Genomic DNA, 14,764 nt, shown 5'->3' on the forward strand with positions numbered 1-14,764 from the left:
AACGCCGGCGTTAAACACGCCGGCGTTTATGTTTCCAGTTGAGGCGTTCCCAAACGCGTTCAACTGTTTTATCAAGCCACTGCATATGCAGAACCCTTTCGGGAGATTTAGAGAAAATGGCAGTTCGCGTCGCAATCAACGGTTTTGGCCGCATCGGCCGCAATGTCCTTCGCGCTATCGTCGAATCGGGCCGCACCGACATTCAGGTCGTTGCAATCAACGATCTCGGCCCTGTAGAAACAAATGCGCATCTTCTGCGCTATGACAGCGTTCATGGTCGTTTTCCAAAGGAAGTAAAAGTCGTTGGCGACACCATCGACGTTGGTTACGGTCCAATCAAGGTACACGCTGTTCGCAACCCGGCTGAATTGCCGTGGAAGGAAGAAGGCGTCGATATCGCTCTGGAATGCACCGGCATTTTCACAGCACGCGACAAGGCTGCTCTTCATCTTGAAGCAGGCGCCAAGCGCGTCATCGTTTCGGCTCCTGCCGACGGTGCTGACCTCACGGTCGTCTACGGCGTCAACCACGACAAGCTGACGAAGGACCACCTGGTCATTTCCAATGCTTCCTGCACCACCAACTGCCTTGCGCCAGTGGCTCAGGTTCTCAACGATGTCATCGGCATCGAAAAGGGCTTCATGACCACGATCCACTCCTACACTGGCGACCAGCCGACGCTGGACACCATGCATAAGGATCTTTACCGCGCTCGCGCAGCAGCTCTTTCCATGATCCCGACCTCGACGGGTGCTGCAAAGGCTGTTGGTCTGGTTCTGCCAGAATTGAAAGGCAAGCTCGACGGCGTTGCAATCCGCGTTCCAACCCCGAATGTCTCGGTTGTTGACCTGACCTTCGTTGCCAAGCGCACGACCACTGTTGAAGAAATCAACAATGCGATCCGCGAAGCAGCCAATGGCCGCCTCAAGGGCATCCTTGGTTACACCGATGAGCCACTGGTTTCGCACGACTTCAACCACGATTCGCATTCATCGATCTTCCACACCGACCAGACCAAGGTCATGGACGGCACCATGGTGCGCATCCTGTCGTGGTACGACAATGAATGGGGCTTCTCGAGCCGCATGAGCGACACTGCAGTCGCTTTCGGCAAGCTGATCTAAGCAGCTTCAATGTTTCGCTCCCTTCTCCCCACCGTTGCGCGCTGGCGTTCGCTGGAAGGAGAAGGGCTCGAACATCTCAATATCACGCCCGCCGGTAACACTTTCAACGCCACTGGCGTTCTTATCGGCGAGCGTGGCGATGTTCCCTACGGTGCCCGTTATAGCATCGATTGCGCGAGCGACTGGCGCGTATTCCATTTCCTCATCGAAACGACATCCGGCTTAAGGCTCGAACTCAAATCCGATGGAAATGGGCACTGGACCACGATGGCCGGAGACGCACTACCCGAGTTTGATGGTTGCATAGACATTGATCTGGCAGGGACACCCTTCACCAATAGCTTGCCTATCCGCCGTCTGGGCCTGACGCCCGAAAGCGGAACAGTGCAGCTCGACATGCTTTACGTACCGTTCAATAATTTCCGCCCGTTGCGCGACAGCCAACGATATACCTGTCTTAAGGAAGGCAAGCTTTACCGTTACGCTGCCGCTGATCGCACGTTCACCGCTGAATTGCCTGTCGATGAAGACGGGCTTGTCACTGATTACCCAACCCTGTTCCAGCGCCTGCCTGTCTGAAAGACGAAGACCTGCAGGCGACCGGAAAAAGGCCCGGGAGAAATATCATGAGTTTCCGTACCCTCGATGATGCCGATGTCAAATCAAAGCGCGTTCTGGTTCGTGTTGACCTCAACGTGCCGATGGCTAACGGCGAGGTAACCGACCTCACCCGTATCGAACGCATCGTTCCAACTATTTCGGAACTGTCGAAGAAGGGCGCCAAGGTTATTCTGCTCGCCCATTTCGGTCGTCCAAAAGGCGTTGCTTCCGATGAAAACTCGTTGAAGCATGTCGTCAAACCGCTGGCGAAAGTGCTCGGTCATAGCGTGCATTTTGCGGAAGACAGTATTGGTGACAAGGCAAAGGCCGCAGTCGATGCGCTGAAAGACGGTGATGTTCTGCTTCTAGAAAACACCCGCTTCCACAAGGGCGAAGAAAAGAACGATCCGGAGTTTGTCGCAGCACTCGCAGCCAATGGCGACATCTATGTCAACGACGCCTTCTCGGCGGCGCACCGCGCCCACGCTTCGACCGAAGGTCTGGCACATGTGCTGCCAGCCTATGCAGGCCGCGCCATGCAGGCAGAACTTGAAGCGCTTGAAAAGGGCCTCGGCCAGCCAGCACGTCCGGTTGTGGCAATCGTTGGCGGCGCCAAGGTTTCCACCAAGCTCGACCTGCTCTCGAACCTGATTGAAAAGGTCGATGCACTGGTGATCGGCGGCGGCATGGCCAACACCTTCCTCGCAGCACAGGGCCACGATGTCGGCAAATCGCTTTGCGAGCATGACCTTGCCCATACCGCACGCGAAATCATGGCCAAGGCTGAAAAGACCAAATGCGCTATCATCCTGCCGGTTGATGCGGTTGTAGGCTGGCACTTTGCTGCCGACACGCCAAACCAGACCTATGGTGTCGATGCCGTGCCAAGCGACGGCATGATTCTCGACGCAGGCGCACTTTCGACTGATCTGATCGCCTCGGCCATCGATGATGCAGCAACGCTCGTCTGGAACGGTCCGCTCGGCGCGTTTGAGCTGCGTCCATTCGATACAGCAACGGTCAAGACCGCCAAGCATGTTGCTGCCCGCACCAAGGCTGGCAAGCTGGTATCGGTCGGCGGCGGCGGCGACACCGTTGCGGCACTCAATCATGCAGGCGTTGCCGACGACTTCACCTATATCTCGACCGCTGGCGGCGCTTTCCTTGAATGGATGGAAGGCAAACCACTTCCCGGCGTTGATGTGCTGAAGAAGTAAAAAAGAGAGGCCGCTGAAACCAGCGGCCTTTTTCTTTATGGCTTAGGCGTCAGTTTTAACAACCTACCCGGATTGTCATCCTCGATCACCCAGATCGCACCATCTGGTCCAACGGCTACGTCACGGATGCGATTTTCCATGGCAAAGCGTTCGGTTTCGTTCGGCTGACCATCGCTGTTGATCGTCACACGGATCAGCGCCATCGACGAAAGGCCAGCGATCAGCGCAGAGCCATTCCAGTCGGCAAACATCTTGCCCTTGTAGAATGCCAGTCCGCCCGGCGAGATCACCGGTGTCCAAAACAGCATCGGTGCTTCAAACTCTGGCCGCGTGCTGTGGCGCGGGATCGGTCGGCCGCTATAATTATCGCCGTTGGAGACCACCGGCCATCCGTAATTAAGACCGGGCTTGATGAGATTGAACTCGTCACCGCCACGCGGCCCCATCTCATGTTCCCACAATTTGCCGTCAGGCGCGAAAGCAAGCCCATAAGGATTGCGATGACCCGTTGACCATGTCAGGGCCTTGACGCCGCCTTCGGAAGCCATCGGATTATCCTTTGGCACAGAACCATCGAGGTTCATACGCAGGATCTTGCCCATCGGCGCATTGTCATCCTGTGCGGTTGCGGGCGACATGCGATCGCCAACCGACAGGAACAGATGCTTTTTATCAGGCGCAAACGCGATCTTGCCGCCGGGCTGCCCGCCCTTGGCGGCCGTGCCCTGCTGCCAGATTGCCTTGAGATCCTTAAGCTCTGCCTTGCCCTTACTTTCGGACAGCGTAGCACGCGCCAATATGAGCGCGCCTCCACCATTTTCAGGCATGACATAGGTGAAATAGATCGCCTTACTCTTGGCAAAATCAGGCGCAGGAATAACATCCAGCAAACCGTTCTGGCCGCTGAACAAAACCTCCGGCACGCCTGAAACTTCCGTCTTCTCACCCTTTCCGGTTACGACAAAAATCTTGCCGCCCTTCTCGGTGAGGATCAGTTTGCCGCCCGGCAGAAATGCAATCGCCCATGGTGTGTCAAATTCCGCCACTGCTGCGACATTGAAAGGCAATTCAGTGGTGGCTTCCCTGCTTCCTGCATTGATGCTCTCCGCAAACGCGGTCTGAGCCGGAAGGGCGATCATCGATGCAGCCAGAATGAATGGCAGGCTTAGTAGGGCACTTCGCATCTCTCCTCCTTTTAATTGATATCCTTTAGATGGGATTCTCAGGCGTCATGTCAAAACCAAATCGCGATGAAATCGCATATTCGTCTGTCGAATCTGGAATATTCGTTCTGCATGCGAATTGGAGCAGAGTTCTGACAGTCGGCAAGAAAACTTGCCTCGGCTAAATCGTTTGAAAAAATTTCAATCGTTTCAACAACTTGTACTGCCATTTTGTTGACCCAACTCTTCTGCTATCGACAATGATTATGTGCCTTGAGAGCAGCTGAAGCTCTTTGTTGAGCTTCCCATAATTGGCCCCGTAAGGGTTTAAAGGAGCTTACATATGACCGAACGTCTTGAAGATATTGCAATTGCACTCGTCGCAAACGGCAAGGGAATTCTGGCTGCGGACGAAAGCTCCGGCACCATTGCAAAACGGTTTGAAAGCATTGGCCTCGCCTCAACTGAGGAATCACGCCGCGATTATCGCGAGATGCTGTTTCGTTCTGATGAGGCGATGAAAAACTACATTTCCGGCGTCATTCTTTACGATGAAACCATCCGTCAGAAAGCCAAGGATGGCACGCCGCTTGTCGATCTCATTCGCAAGGCAGGTGCTGTGCCGGGCATCAAGGTGGATGCCGGTGCCAAGCCACTTGCAGGCTTTGAGGGTGAAACCATCACCGAAGGTCTCGACGGGTTGCGTGAACGCCTCAACGAATATTATGGCTTTGGCGCCCGCTTTGCGAAATGGCGCGCCGTAATCTCGATTTCTGATGGGCTGCCGACATGGGCAGCGGTCAAGCAAAACGCACAGGCCCTCGCCCGTTACGCAGCGCTCTGTCAGGAAGCAGGCATCGTGCCGATCGTTGAGCCGGAAGTGCTGATGGATGGCAAGCCGGGCGATCATTCCATCGACCGCTGCTACGAAGTCACCGAATGGGTGCTCAAGACCGTCTTCACCGAACTCTACGACGCACGCGTCAGGCTCGAAGGCATGATCCTGAAACCGAACATGGTTATCGACGGCAAGAAAGCGCGCAAAGCCTCTGTTGAAGAAGTGGCCGAAAAGACTGTTCGCTGCTTCCGCAACACGGTCCCTGCTGCCGTGCCAGGCATTGCCTTTCTTTCCGGCGGTCAGACCGGCGAAGAAGCAACCGCACATTTGTCGGCAATGAATGCAAGCTTCGACATGCCGTGGAAGATGACCTTCTCCTATGGGCGCGCGCTGCAAGCAGCTTCACTGGAAGCATGGAGCGGCAAGGATGAGAATGTTGCCGCTGGCCAGCGCGCCTTTGCTCATCGCGCCAAGATGAACGGTCTTGCTGCAACCGGCGGCTGGAAGAAAGATCTCGAAAAAGCAGCCTGAACTATGCTGCATGATAAAAGGCCCGGTTTAGAGCATGAGCCGACCGGGCCTTTTAGTTTTCAGCGAAATGAAACCCGACCGCCATCGCCATGGCAAATATCGCAAACGCCGCGATCTTCCAGAAATCGCCACGCTTCTTCAAACCCGGCAAGCCAAGTGGCTTGATGATGTGCAAGCCCATGAGGACCATGAGCAGCACAGGCAGGACTTTGGTCACAAAACACCTCTCATTCCCCCTTGTGGCCCCCTTGTGGCCCAGCGATCAGCATCCTGCAAGCCTCGTCAATTTATGCAGTGGTTGTGATATACTTATTCATCTTAAGTTTCATGGACGAGGCTTTAATCGTCAGCATACACTAGCCACCGGAGGAGATGAAAAGCGCGTGGAGGAGACAGGGTCAAATTGGCCTGTCTTGCGCTTTCATCCAGCACGTTATCGCGACGCTTTGGAGGATCATCTGGTCCGATAGAGCGTGTGCTTCTGGGAGGAACAGCATGACATCGAAATATGCCGAAACCTACGCCGCATGGCAGAATGACCCTGAAGGCTTCTGGGCTGAAGCAGCCAGAGCCATCGACTGGTTCAAGCCATGGGATCAGGTTCTCGCAAGCGATGAAGGTGTGTACGGCCGCTGGTTCAAAGGTGCTGAATGCAACACGTGTTACAACGCGCTCGACCGCCATGTCGCCAATGGGCGCGGCGATCGGGTGGCACTCATCTATGATAGCCCTGTCACAAACTCAGCGCGCAAATTCACCTATTCCGAATTGCTCGAAGAGGTGGAAGCCCTCTCGGCAGTCATGCTTGATAATGGTGTGACGAAAGGCGACCGCATTCTCATATATATGCCGATGGTGCCGGAAGCAGCCATCGCCATGCTGGCCTGTGCCCGAATCGGAGCCGTGCATTCGGTGGTCTTCGGTGGCTTTGCCGCCAACGAACTTGCGACCCGTATCGATGATGCAAAGCCGGTAATGATCATTGCCGGTTCATGCGGCATCGAACCCACGCGCGTCGTGCCCTATCAGGCGATGCTAGACAAGGCGATTGCAACTGCCCGACACAAGGTCGGCCATTGCATCATCCTCCAGCGCGAACAGCATCTGCACAATCTCATTGATGGTCGCGATATCGATTATCGAACGGCAATCGATGCTGCACGTGACCGCCATGTGCCATGTACTTCGGTAGCAGCCACTGATCCGCTCTATGTGCTTTATACATCAGGCACCACCGGCGAACCCAAAGGCGTGGTACGCGACAATGGCGGACATATGGTGGCGCTCGCATGGTCGTTGAAACATGTCTTCGGTATTGAGTCGGGGCAAGTGTTCTGGGCAGCATCCGATGTCGGTTGGGTGGTCGGCCATTCCTATATCGTCTATGCGCCACTGATTGCAGGCGCGACCAGTATCCTTTTCGAAGGCAAACCCATCGGAACACCCGATGCCGGAACCTATTGGCGCATTATCGCTGAACATGGCGTTGAAGTGATGTTCACCGCACCCACCGCCTTGCGCGCTATCAAGAAGGAAGATGCGGACGGCAATTTCGTGCGCCGCTACGATCTTTCCAAATTCCGCGCCCTGTATCTTGCTGGCGAACGCGCTGATCCTGACACGATCCACTGGGCGGAAAATCTGCTCGGCTGTCCGGTAATTGATCACTGGTGGCAGACGGAAAGCGGCTGGCCGATGGTTGCCAACCCACTTGGTCTTGGACTGCTCGAAACCAAATATGGCTCGCCTGCGGTCTGCCTGCCCGGTTATGATATTCGGGTGCTCGATGATGCAGGCCACGAAGTGGAGCGCGGCCAACTCGGCAATATCCTGATCAAGTTGCCATTGCCGCCCGGCTGTCTGCCGACGCTCTGGAACGCTGATGATCGCTTCCGCAAAGCCTATCTCAACGAGTTCCCCGGCTATTACAAAACGGCCGACGCTGGCTACATGGATGAAGATGGCTATCTCTATATCATGAGCCGCACCGACGACATCATCAATGTCGCGGGCCACCGTCTTTCGACGGGTGCCATGGAGGAAGTGCTTTCCAGCCATCCCGATGTTGCCGAATGTGCGGTGCTCGGCATTTCTGATTCCGTCAAGGGACAGGTGCCCTGCGGCTTCCTCGTGCTGAAATCCAATATCGACCGCGATACGCACGAGGTCGAAAAAGAATGCATCAGCATGATTCGCGATGTCATCGGCCCTGTTGCCGCTTTCCGGCTGGCTTTGACCGTAAAGCGCCTGCCCAAGACCCGCTCGGGAAAGATATTGCGATCAACGATACAGAAAATCGCAGACGGTGACGATTGGAAAATGCCTGCCACCATTGATGACCCGGCAATTCTGGATGAGATCAGCTCGGTTCTGCGGGAGCGGCATATCGGTCTGGCCTTTGCCTGAACTTTTTAATCGCGCTTCATACTCTTGACCGGCGAAAATCGCCGGTCCACTCTCCCGCAAAATTCGGAGATTGATTGATGCAGTTAGAAGGCAAGGTGGCAATCGTCACGGGTGCTGCCCGCGGTATTGGCTATGCCATTGCCAAGCGTTTCCTCATGGATGGTGCGAGCGTTGTTGTGTCGGACGTCGACGGTGCAGGAGCATCAAAGGCCGTCAGGGATCTGGAACAGTATGGCAAGGTTCTCGCCATCGCTTGTGATGTTGGCGACAAACTCGATATCCATAATCTCATGACCTATACCGCCACCAATCTTGGTGAGATTGATATCCTCGTCAACAATGCAGGCATCGTGCATCAGGCTGAGTTTCTCGATCTCAAGGAAGACGACTTCGACCGCGTGATGCGCGTCAATCTCAAGGGGGCTTTTCTCTGCGGTCAAGCTGTCGCCAAACGCATGGTCGCCCGCGTTGAAGCAGGGGGAGACGCTGGCAGCATCATCAACATGTCATCGATCAATGCGATATTCGGCTTACCGGAACAGCTTGCCTATTCCGTCTCCAAAGGCGGCATGAACCAGCTGACACGCACGATGGCAGTGGCACTTGCCAAATGGGGGATTCGGGTCAATGCAATTGGTCCGGGCTCCATCGAAACTGATATGCTGTCGGCCGTAAACACCGATGCCGAAGCGCGCAAAAAGATCATCGAGCGCACACCACTTGGGCGAATCGGTCAAGCCTCTGAAATCGCAGCGATTGCATCGTTTCTGGCATCTCGTGATTCGAGCTATGTCACCGGCCAGACGATCTATGCGGATGGTGGCCGCCTGCCGCTCAGCAATACCGCCGTACCACGATTTAAAGCCTGATCAGGTCATTGCGGCGTACTAATATTAGGATGATAATAATGCAATCATCCTGACAGATAGCTGTCAGGAGCCCTGTGTCATAGTGCATTTCTAGTGTGATGGATTTGATAGGCCGCTGGTGTGGCTTCAAACCCGAAATTCGTTCCAACGCTTACATTATGACGAGACGAATTTCGGGTTTGCCACACCAGAGAAGAGGGATTCACCATGGCACTCGCAATCGCACCACTGCTCGCAGTTCTGAAAGAATACATGCGCAGACAGGACGAACGTCGACGCTTCATCCTCACACAACGCGCGCTCGACAATCTTCCGCTTGACCTGCGTAAGGATATGGGCTGGCCAGATCGCTATCTGGAACAGCGCGAAGCCAAACAATGCAACGGAGAATGAACCCGGAATGCGCCGCGCAGACCGCCTTTTCCAGATTGTTCAGCACCTGCGCGGTGGCAGACTTGTCACCGCGCGCCAACTTGCCGAACGGCTTGAAGTCTCCGAACGTACCATTTATCGCGACATAGCCGACCTGCAATCGACCGGGGTGCCCATCGATGGCGAGGCGGGTGTCGGCTATATTTTGCGCCAAGGATTTGAACTGCCGCCGCTCATGTTCACGCGCGATGAAATCGTGGCGCTTGTGGCAGGTGCGCGCCTGATCCGCGCCTGGGGCGGCGTTTCCATGGCGCGCGGCGCTGAAGAAGCGCTGGTAAAAATCGAGGCCGTTCTGCCCAAGGAAGAACGCGCCCGTATTACCGGCACTCAGATTCACGCGCCCTCGGCCAGCATCAGCGTAAGCGAACGCCGCATCATTGATGCGGTCGAACGTGCTGTCGATGAAGGCACAGTTCTCAATATCCGCTATCGCGACCTCGAAGCGAAAGAGAGCGAGCGCGATATTCGTCCGCTGGGCCTTTGGTTCTGGGGCAAGGTCTGGACAGTGATTGGCTGGTGCGAGTTGCGCAACGCTTTCCGCACTTTCCGCACAGACCGTATTCTTACGGCTGGCAATGCAGGTCGCACATTCCGTTCCGAACGCGGCAAGACACTTGCCGATTTCTACCGTCTCATGGAACTCAGTGAATACAACGCATTCAAGGATTAGAGCCCCGGGCGCCCTATTGGGCGTGCAAAGGCCGCTCTAACGCTTTAAAATTGGAGCATAATTTTACCTTAAACTGATCCAAGTTTAAGGAATTGTGCTCTAAAAAAACCCGCCAGATCGGCGGGTTTTTTTGTCTTGTCGAAGAAAGCTTATTCTTCGTCTTCGTCGGTGTTTGAGCTCTTCAGCGAAGAGAGCTTTGCGAATACCTTGTCCGCATCCAGCTCTTCCTCTTCAGGCGCCTCATCACGATAATCGAAGTTTTCGGTCGCAGATGCTGGCAGCAATGTGCTATCAGATTCCTGTGCCGGGCGATTGCGTGCTGCACGTTCGACCTCAAGATCGAGGTCGATCTGTGTGCAAAGGCCGAGCGTCACAGGATCCATCGCCGTCAGATTGGCTGAATTCCAGTGGCTGCGGTTGCGAATCTGTTCGATGGTCGACTTAGTCGTGCCGATCAGACGGGAAACCTGCGCATCTTTCAGTTCAGGATGGTTACGCACCAGCCAGAGAATCGCATTTGGACGGTCCTGACGCTTGGAAAGCGGCGTGTAACGTGGTCCCTTGCGCTTGGCTTCCGGTACGCGCACCTTCGGGTCGGAAAGCTTCAGGCGGTGATAAGGGTCCTTTTCACCCTTGGCAATTTCTTCGCGCGAAATCTGGCCGGTGATAACTGGATCAAGCCCCTTGATGCCCTGCGAAGCTTCACCGTCAGCAATTGCCTTCACCTCAAGCGGATGCAGCTTGCAGAAAGCAGCAATCTGATCAAAAGACAAAGCCGTATTATCGACGAGCCAGACGGCCGTTGCCTTCGGCATAAGAAGCTGGGTGGCCATTAGATATAATCCTTCTGTTCGTCCGCTCCGGTGGCGCGGGACGTGGGAAAAACCACAAATTCCGGGAAATCACGGCCTATATATATTTTTTTTGACCATAGAGCAAGAAAGCGCTTCCACCACATCCCCTATTCTCTATCGGATACAAAAAAGCGTCTCCGGCATCATGCTACGTCGAGGACGATTTTGCCGATATGCTGACCACCTTCCATCCGATCATGTGCCCGCCATGCGTCTTTGAGCGGAAAAATCATATCCATGACTGGCGAGACGCTGCGTGCTGCCAGAAGCGGCCAGACTTTTACCTCCAGTTCCCGCGCAATCTCTGCTTTGAAGCCCACAGACCGCGGACGTAATGTCGAACCGGTATGGGTTAGGCGTTTCGTCATCAGAAGTGCAAAATTTGCTGTCGCTTTGGCACCATTCAGAAACGCAATCTGTACAATGCGTCCATCGTCTGCTGCGGCCTTGTAATTGCGATCCACATAGTCGCCGCCCACCATATCGAGAATGACATCGGCACCTTTGCCTTTGGTCGCATCTTTGACGGCCGTTACGAAGTCCTCGTCGCGATAGTTCACGGCCCTGTCCGCGCCAAGCTTCAGACAGGCCTCGCACTTGTCGACCGAACCTGCTGTAACAATCACATTGGCACCGAATGCTTTGCCGAGCTGAATAGCTGTTGTTCCGATGCCCGATGAACCACCGTGAATCAGCAATGTCTCGCCTTCTTTCAGGCCCCCACGCTCAAACACATTATGCCAGACAGTGAAAAAGGTTTCGGGGATTGCGGCGGCTTCAATATAGCCATAGCCGGAAGGCAGAGGCAGCGCGTTGGTTTCATGTACAACCGCATATTCGGCATAGCCGCCACCAGCAAGCAGCGCCACAATCTGATCGCCGATCTTGTAGCGCTCGACGCCTTCGCCAAGCGCAACAATATCCCCCGCAATCTCAAGCCCCGGAATATCCGATGCACCCGCCGGTGGCGCATAGTGTCCTTCACGCTGAAGCACATCAGGGCGATTGACGCCCGCTGCACGTATCCGAACCAGAACTTCCCCTGCTTTTGGTTCAGGCACCGAACGCTGGATCGGGCGCAACATATGCGCGCCACCCGGGCCCGCAATTTCGATTGCTGTCATCTGGGAAGGCAGTTCGGCCATCATGATTAAACTCCTGTTCAAATCGCCCATGGCGCCGATTGGTCCGCAACGGGATTACCCTTTATGCGTCGCAGAAATGCCTCACGTCGAGTGCAACGCATTTCATTAGGGAAATCATCATCGATTTCTTGAAATATATATGCGAAGATTCAAGGTGTTAAATCTTTTCTGCCCTTATAGTTCCGTCATAGACTCCGGAGGAAGGCCATGAGCGGTATCGACGAAGATGCAAGCAAGCCGCGCGACAGTGTGGTTCTGAGTGAAGATGAGCTATCTCTGCTTTCGGTCCTGGAGATCGACCAACGCATCACTTTGCTACAATCCGAAATTGAGCGCCTGAAGGCTGAAAGGCATAGAAAAGGCGACAGCCGCGCTGCCGCCGAAGCGCTTTTCCGCTGAGATATCGTCTCAGCCTGATCATCAACGATAGAGCGAAGTCGCGTCTCATGCGACTTCATAAAATCCCGGGAACGTGATCTTGCGTATTTACATTCAGGTTCTGGCGCTACTTTGTGGCACAGCCTTTCTTCTGATGGCCTCCGGTCTCCATGGTCTGCTGCTGCCATTGCGCGGCGGCCTTGAAGGCTTCTCCGTTGCATCTCTTGGTTTGCTCGGCACAACATGGGCGGGCGGTTTCGTCGCTGGCTGCCTGTTTGCACCCCGTCTGGTGCGACGCGTCGGTCATGTCCGCGCTTTCGGTTGTTTTGCATCGTCTGCGGCTGTCATCGCCCTCCTGTCCGGCATTTATATTGATGCGATATCGTGGATTATTTTGCGCACCTTTACCGGCTTCTCCATGGCTGGTGCATTCATGGTGATCGAAAGTTGGCTCAATGAGCGCGCCACCAATGAATCCCGCGGCAAGATTTTTGGCCTTTATATGATGGTCAACTACGGTGCCACGATGAGCGGCCAGATGATGGTAGCGAACGGCGATATCCGCAGCGATCATCTGTTTATGATCACCGGTATTCTCTTCTGTCTGGCGCTGATCCCAACGGCCATGTCGACGGCTGTCAGTCCAAAACCGCTTACCGAGGTCCAACTTGATCTCAAAGCGCTTTACCGCAATTCACCCGCAGCCTTCGTGGGTTGTATCCTGATCGGTATTGCCAATGGCGCATGGGGCACGCTGGGTGCTGTGTTTGGCGCGAAATCCGGCATTTCGACTACGGAAATCGCCTTGATGGTCAGCGTTACCATCGCCGCCGGCGCTTTGATGCAAATTCCGGTTGGGCGCATTTCCGACCTCGTTGACCGGCGCTATGTCTTGGCGGGCGTTGCATCACTTGCAGCTCTCGTCGGGCTCATGGCTTTCATAATCGGGCCATCAAACGGTAAAATCATTATCATCATGACGGGCTGCTACGGCGCGCTCGCCTATGCGCTCTATCCGGTCGCCGTCGCCCATGCGAACGATCACGCTTCGTCTGAAAGCTTCGTGAAAGTATCAAGTGGCCTGCTGCTGCTTTACGGTTTCGGCACCATGCTTGGGCCGCTGCTGGCGGCAGCCGCAATGGACATCTTCTGGCCGTCCGGTCTTTTCGCCATAACTGCCCTCGCCCACATCTCGATCACAGGCTATGCGCTATTCCGGTCACGCAGGCGCGCCTCAGTACCAAAGGCCGAAAAAGAACAGTTCAAAAGCATGCCATCAGTCAAAAGCGCAACACCTGAAGCGATGAATCTCGACCCAAGAGCCGAGACGGAAAACTAGAGCATGTCGCGGAAAAGTGGGGACCGTTTTTCCGTTAACGACATGCGTAAAAACAAATACTTAAAGCGCGACACGCGTTAGGGTCTTCTGGGAATAGCCAACAAAAAAGCAGCGAATAATCGCTGCTTTTCATAGTGCTGTTAAATTCGTCTAATATTGGATGCGGGAGGATGCTCGGCGGCTGATGCACAGCCGCCAACATCTTCAACAGTACCGTCCTATTGGCCGTCACCAATGGCGATTGCGTACTGCTTGCAGAGCTTCCGGATTTCAAAATCTTAGGGTAGCGACCCTACTCGATCGAAACACGCTCTACTGCATAGTTAAACTGTGAGAGCGACCTTTGTGCGCCCAACAGGGCGCACGGCGCTCTATTGACGGGTTACTTTAATGTCGAGTGACTTGGGTTCTCAGTTTTTCAATCTGCTCCTTGAGCACGAGCTTTTTACGCTTGAGAGATGCAACGTGAAGATTGTCCATTGCCGGTGACGCCATGGCATCGGAAATTTCCTGCTCCAGAGCGCCGTGCTTTTTTTCGAGCGTGGCAAGATGGGACTCTATAGCCATCATCATTTCTCCTTTGATTGATTTCCCAAAGGATGAAACCGTGCGCGAAGTACCTGCCAACCGCAAAGCTTCACCCGCTCACACTGCGCAAAGACCCAAAATACTCCTGTTTTTTCGGGCCAGTTACGCAGTCCCGACTGTCATGAACCGCAGCCCGTTGACAGCCGCTCATGACAGAACCATGACACTTTGGCATGAGTGAGGTCGAAAGTCGAATTTGTCGTGGTAGCATTTTCCAATCACGAAAAATGTGATAAGGGCTGCTCTCGAAACGGGTCTGTGCCGCGCTGGTACGGCCCGTAATATTATTCTGAACAATACGGGGCAAACCGCATGTCCGATCAGGAACAGGCCGAAATCAGATTGGCCGTCGCACGTCTGAAACAGGAACACGCGGATTTCGATGCAGCCATCAACGCGATGATGCAGGTGGGCTGCGATCAGCTGCGCATTCAGCGTATGAAAAAGGAAAAGCTCGCTATCAAAGACAAGCTGCAGGAAATGGAAGATCACGTCATTCCTGACATCATCGCCTGAGCTTTAGATAACAAAGAGCTTACAGCCGGGGTCCGCCCGGCTTTGTTTTTAGTATACCAACGACCGAACTACGGAAGCGGAGCAGGAAAGATCA

General features: G+C 54.6%; 16 protein-coding genes. 11 read left to right on the plus strand and 5 right to left on the minus strand.

What is annotated here, in order from left to right; genetic code table 11:
• Positions 1–116: 116 nt before the first annotated feature.
• From gap to C9380_RS10465, 3 genes are read left to right on the plus strand one after another with little or no spacing between them, the layout of a single operon-like run.
• Complete coding sequence (gap, locus tag C9380_RS10455; RefSeq protein WP_024895739.1) at positions 117–1,124, plus strand: type I glyceraldehyde-3-phosphate dehydrogenase; 1,008 nt, start codon at positions 117–119, stop codon at positions 1,122–1,124.
• Positions 1,125–1,133: 9 nt separating this feature from the next.
• Complete coding sequence (locus tag C9380_RS10460) at positions 1,134–1,703, plus strand: putative glycolipid-binding domain-containing protein (protein WP_128093496.1); 570 nt, start codon at positions 1,134–1,136, stop codon at positions 1,701–1,703.
• A 47-nt stretch (positions 1,704–1,750) separates the two neighbouring features.
• Positions 1,751–2,941: a phosphoglycerate kinase gene (locus C9380_RS10465; protein WP_128093497.1), complete on the plus strand. Its 1,191-nt coding sequence runs from the start codon at positions 1,751–1,753 to the stop codon at positions 2,939–2,941.
• Between the two features lie 35 nt (positions 2,942–2,976).
• On the opposite strand, the gene C9380_RS10470 is transcribed toward C9380_RS10465, so the two are convergent.
• Complete coding sequence (locus tag C9380_RS10470) at positions 2,977–4,125, minus strand: PQQ-dependent sugar dehydrogenase (RefSeq protein WP_100558591.1); 1,149 nt, start codon at positions 4,123–4,125, stop codon at positions 2,977–2,979.
• 322 nt (positions 4,126–4,447) lie between these two features.
• On the opposite strand from C9380_RS10470, the gene C9380_RS10475 reads away from it, so the two are divergent.
• Positions 4,448–5,473 carry a class I fructose-bisphosphate aldolase gene (locus C9380_RS10475; RefSeq protein WP_100558590.1) on the plus strand — a complete coding sequence of 342 codons (1,026 nt, stop codon included), beginning with the start codon at positions 4,448–4,450 and terminating at the stop codon, positions 5,471–5,473.
• 52 nt (positions 5,474–5,525) lie between these two features.
• On the opposite strand, the gene C9380_RS10480 is transcribed toward C9380_RS10475, so the two are convergent.
• Positions 5,526–5,732 (minus strand): hypothetical protein, encoded by a 207-nt coding sequence (locus C9380_RS10480; RefSeq protein WP_084486649.1) that lies wholly within the window; start codon positions 5,730–5,732, stop codon positions 5,526–5,528.
• Between the two features lie 236 nt (positions 5,733–5,968).
• On the opposite strand from C9380_RS10480, the gene C9380_RS10485 reads away from it, so the two are divergent.
• The 4 genes from C9380_RS10485 to C9380_RS10500 all read left to right on the plus strand — a co-directional run bounded on the left by C9380_RS10485 (position 5,969) and on the right by C9380_RS10500 (position 9,850).
• Positions 5,969–7,879: a propionyl-CoA synthetase gene (locus C9380_RS10485; RefSeq protein ID WP_128093498.1), complete on the plus strand. Its 1,911-nt coding sequence runs from the start codon at positions 5,969–5,971 to the stop codon at positions 7,877–7,879.
• Between the two features lie 77 nt (positions 7,880–7,956).
• On the plus strand, positions 7,957–8,748 hold the full coding sequence (locus C9380_RS10490; RefSeq protein WP_128093499.1) for an SDR family NAD(P)-dependent oxidoreductase: 792 nt from the start codon (positions 7,957–7,959) through the stop codon (positions 8,746–8,748).
• 207 nt (positions 8,749–8,955) lie between these two features.
• Complete coding sequence (locus C9380_RS10495) at positions 8,956–9,141, plus strand: hypothetical protein (RefSeq protein WP_128093500.1); 186 nt, start codon at positions 8,956–8,958, stop codon at positions 9,139–9,141.
• Positions 9,142–9,148: 7 nt separating this feature from the next.
• A complete protein-coding gene (locus C9380_RS10500; protein WP_024895748.1) occupies positions 9,149–9,850 on the plus strand; it encodes a helix-turn-helix transcriptional regulator in 702 nt (233 codons plus the stop codon).
• A gap of 149 nt (positions 9,851–9,999) precedes the next feature.
• Here the strand turns inward: C9380_RS10500 and C9380_RS10505 are convergent, their stop codons facing one another.
• Both C9380_RS10505 and C9380_RS10510 read right to left on the minus strand, forming a co-directional pair.
• Positions 10,000–10,683 (minus strand): DUF1013 domain-containing protein, encoded by a 684-nt coding sequence (locus tag C9380_RS10505; protein WP_024895749.1) that lies wholly within the window; start codon positions 10,681–10,683, stop codon positions 10,000–10,002.
• A 164-nt stretch (positions 10,684–10,847) separates the two neighbouring features.
• The gene (locus C9380_RS10510) at positions 10,848–11,852 is read right to left on the minus strand and encodes an NAD(P)H-quinone oxidoreductase (RefSeq protein ID WP_128093501.1); all 1,005 of its coding nucleotides are present in this window, start codon (positions 11,850–11,852) and stop codon (positions 10,848–10,850) included.
• A gap of 204 nt (positions 11,853–12,056) precedes the next feature.
• Here C9380_RS10510 and C9380_RS10515 point away from each other — a divergent pair, with 204 nt between their 5' ends.
• Complete coding sequence (locus C9380_RS10515; RefSeq protein WP_024895751.1) at positions 12,057–12,248, plus strand: DUF1192 domain-containing protein; 192 nt, start codon at positions 12,057–12,059, stop codon at positions 12,246–12,248.
• Between the two features lie 79 nt (positions 12,249–12,327).
• On the plus strand, positions 12,328–13,566 hold the full coding sequence (locus C9380_RS10520) for an MFS transporter (protein ID WP_105706861.1): 1,239 nt from the start codon (positions 12,328–12,330) through the stop codon (positions 13,564–13,566).
• Between the two features lie 387 nt (positions 13,567–13,953).
• Here C9380_RS10520 and C9380_RS10525 read toward each other — a convergent pair whose 3' ends face one another.
• Complete coding sequence (locus C9380_RS10525; RefSeq protein WP_024895753.1) at positions 13,954–14,136, minus strand: YdcH family protein; 183 nt, start codon at positions 14,134–14,136, stop codon at positions 13,954–13,956.
• Between the two features lie 330 nt (positions 14,137–14,466).
• Between C9380_RS10525 and C9380_RS10535 the strand changes: the two genes are divergently transcribed.
• Entirely contained in the window at positions 14,467–14,670 is a 204-nt protein-coding gene (locus C9380_RS10535; RefSeq protein ID WP_128093502.1) for a YdcH family protein, read from the plus strand.
• The last annotated feature ends 94 nt before the right edge of the window (positions 14,671–14,764 follow it).

It is taken from the genome of Brucella pituitosa, from assembly GCF_003049685.1.
Classification (GTDB): Bacteria; Pseudomonadota; Alphaproteobacteria; order Rhizobiales; family Rhizobiaceae; genus Brucella; species Brucella pituitosa.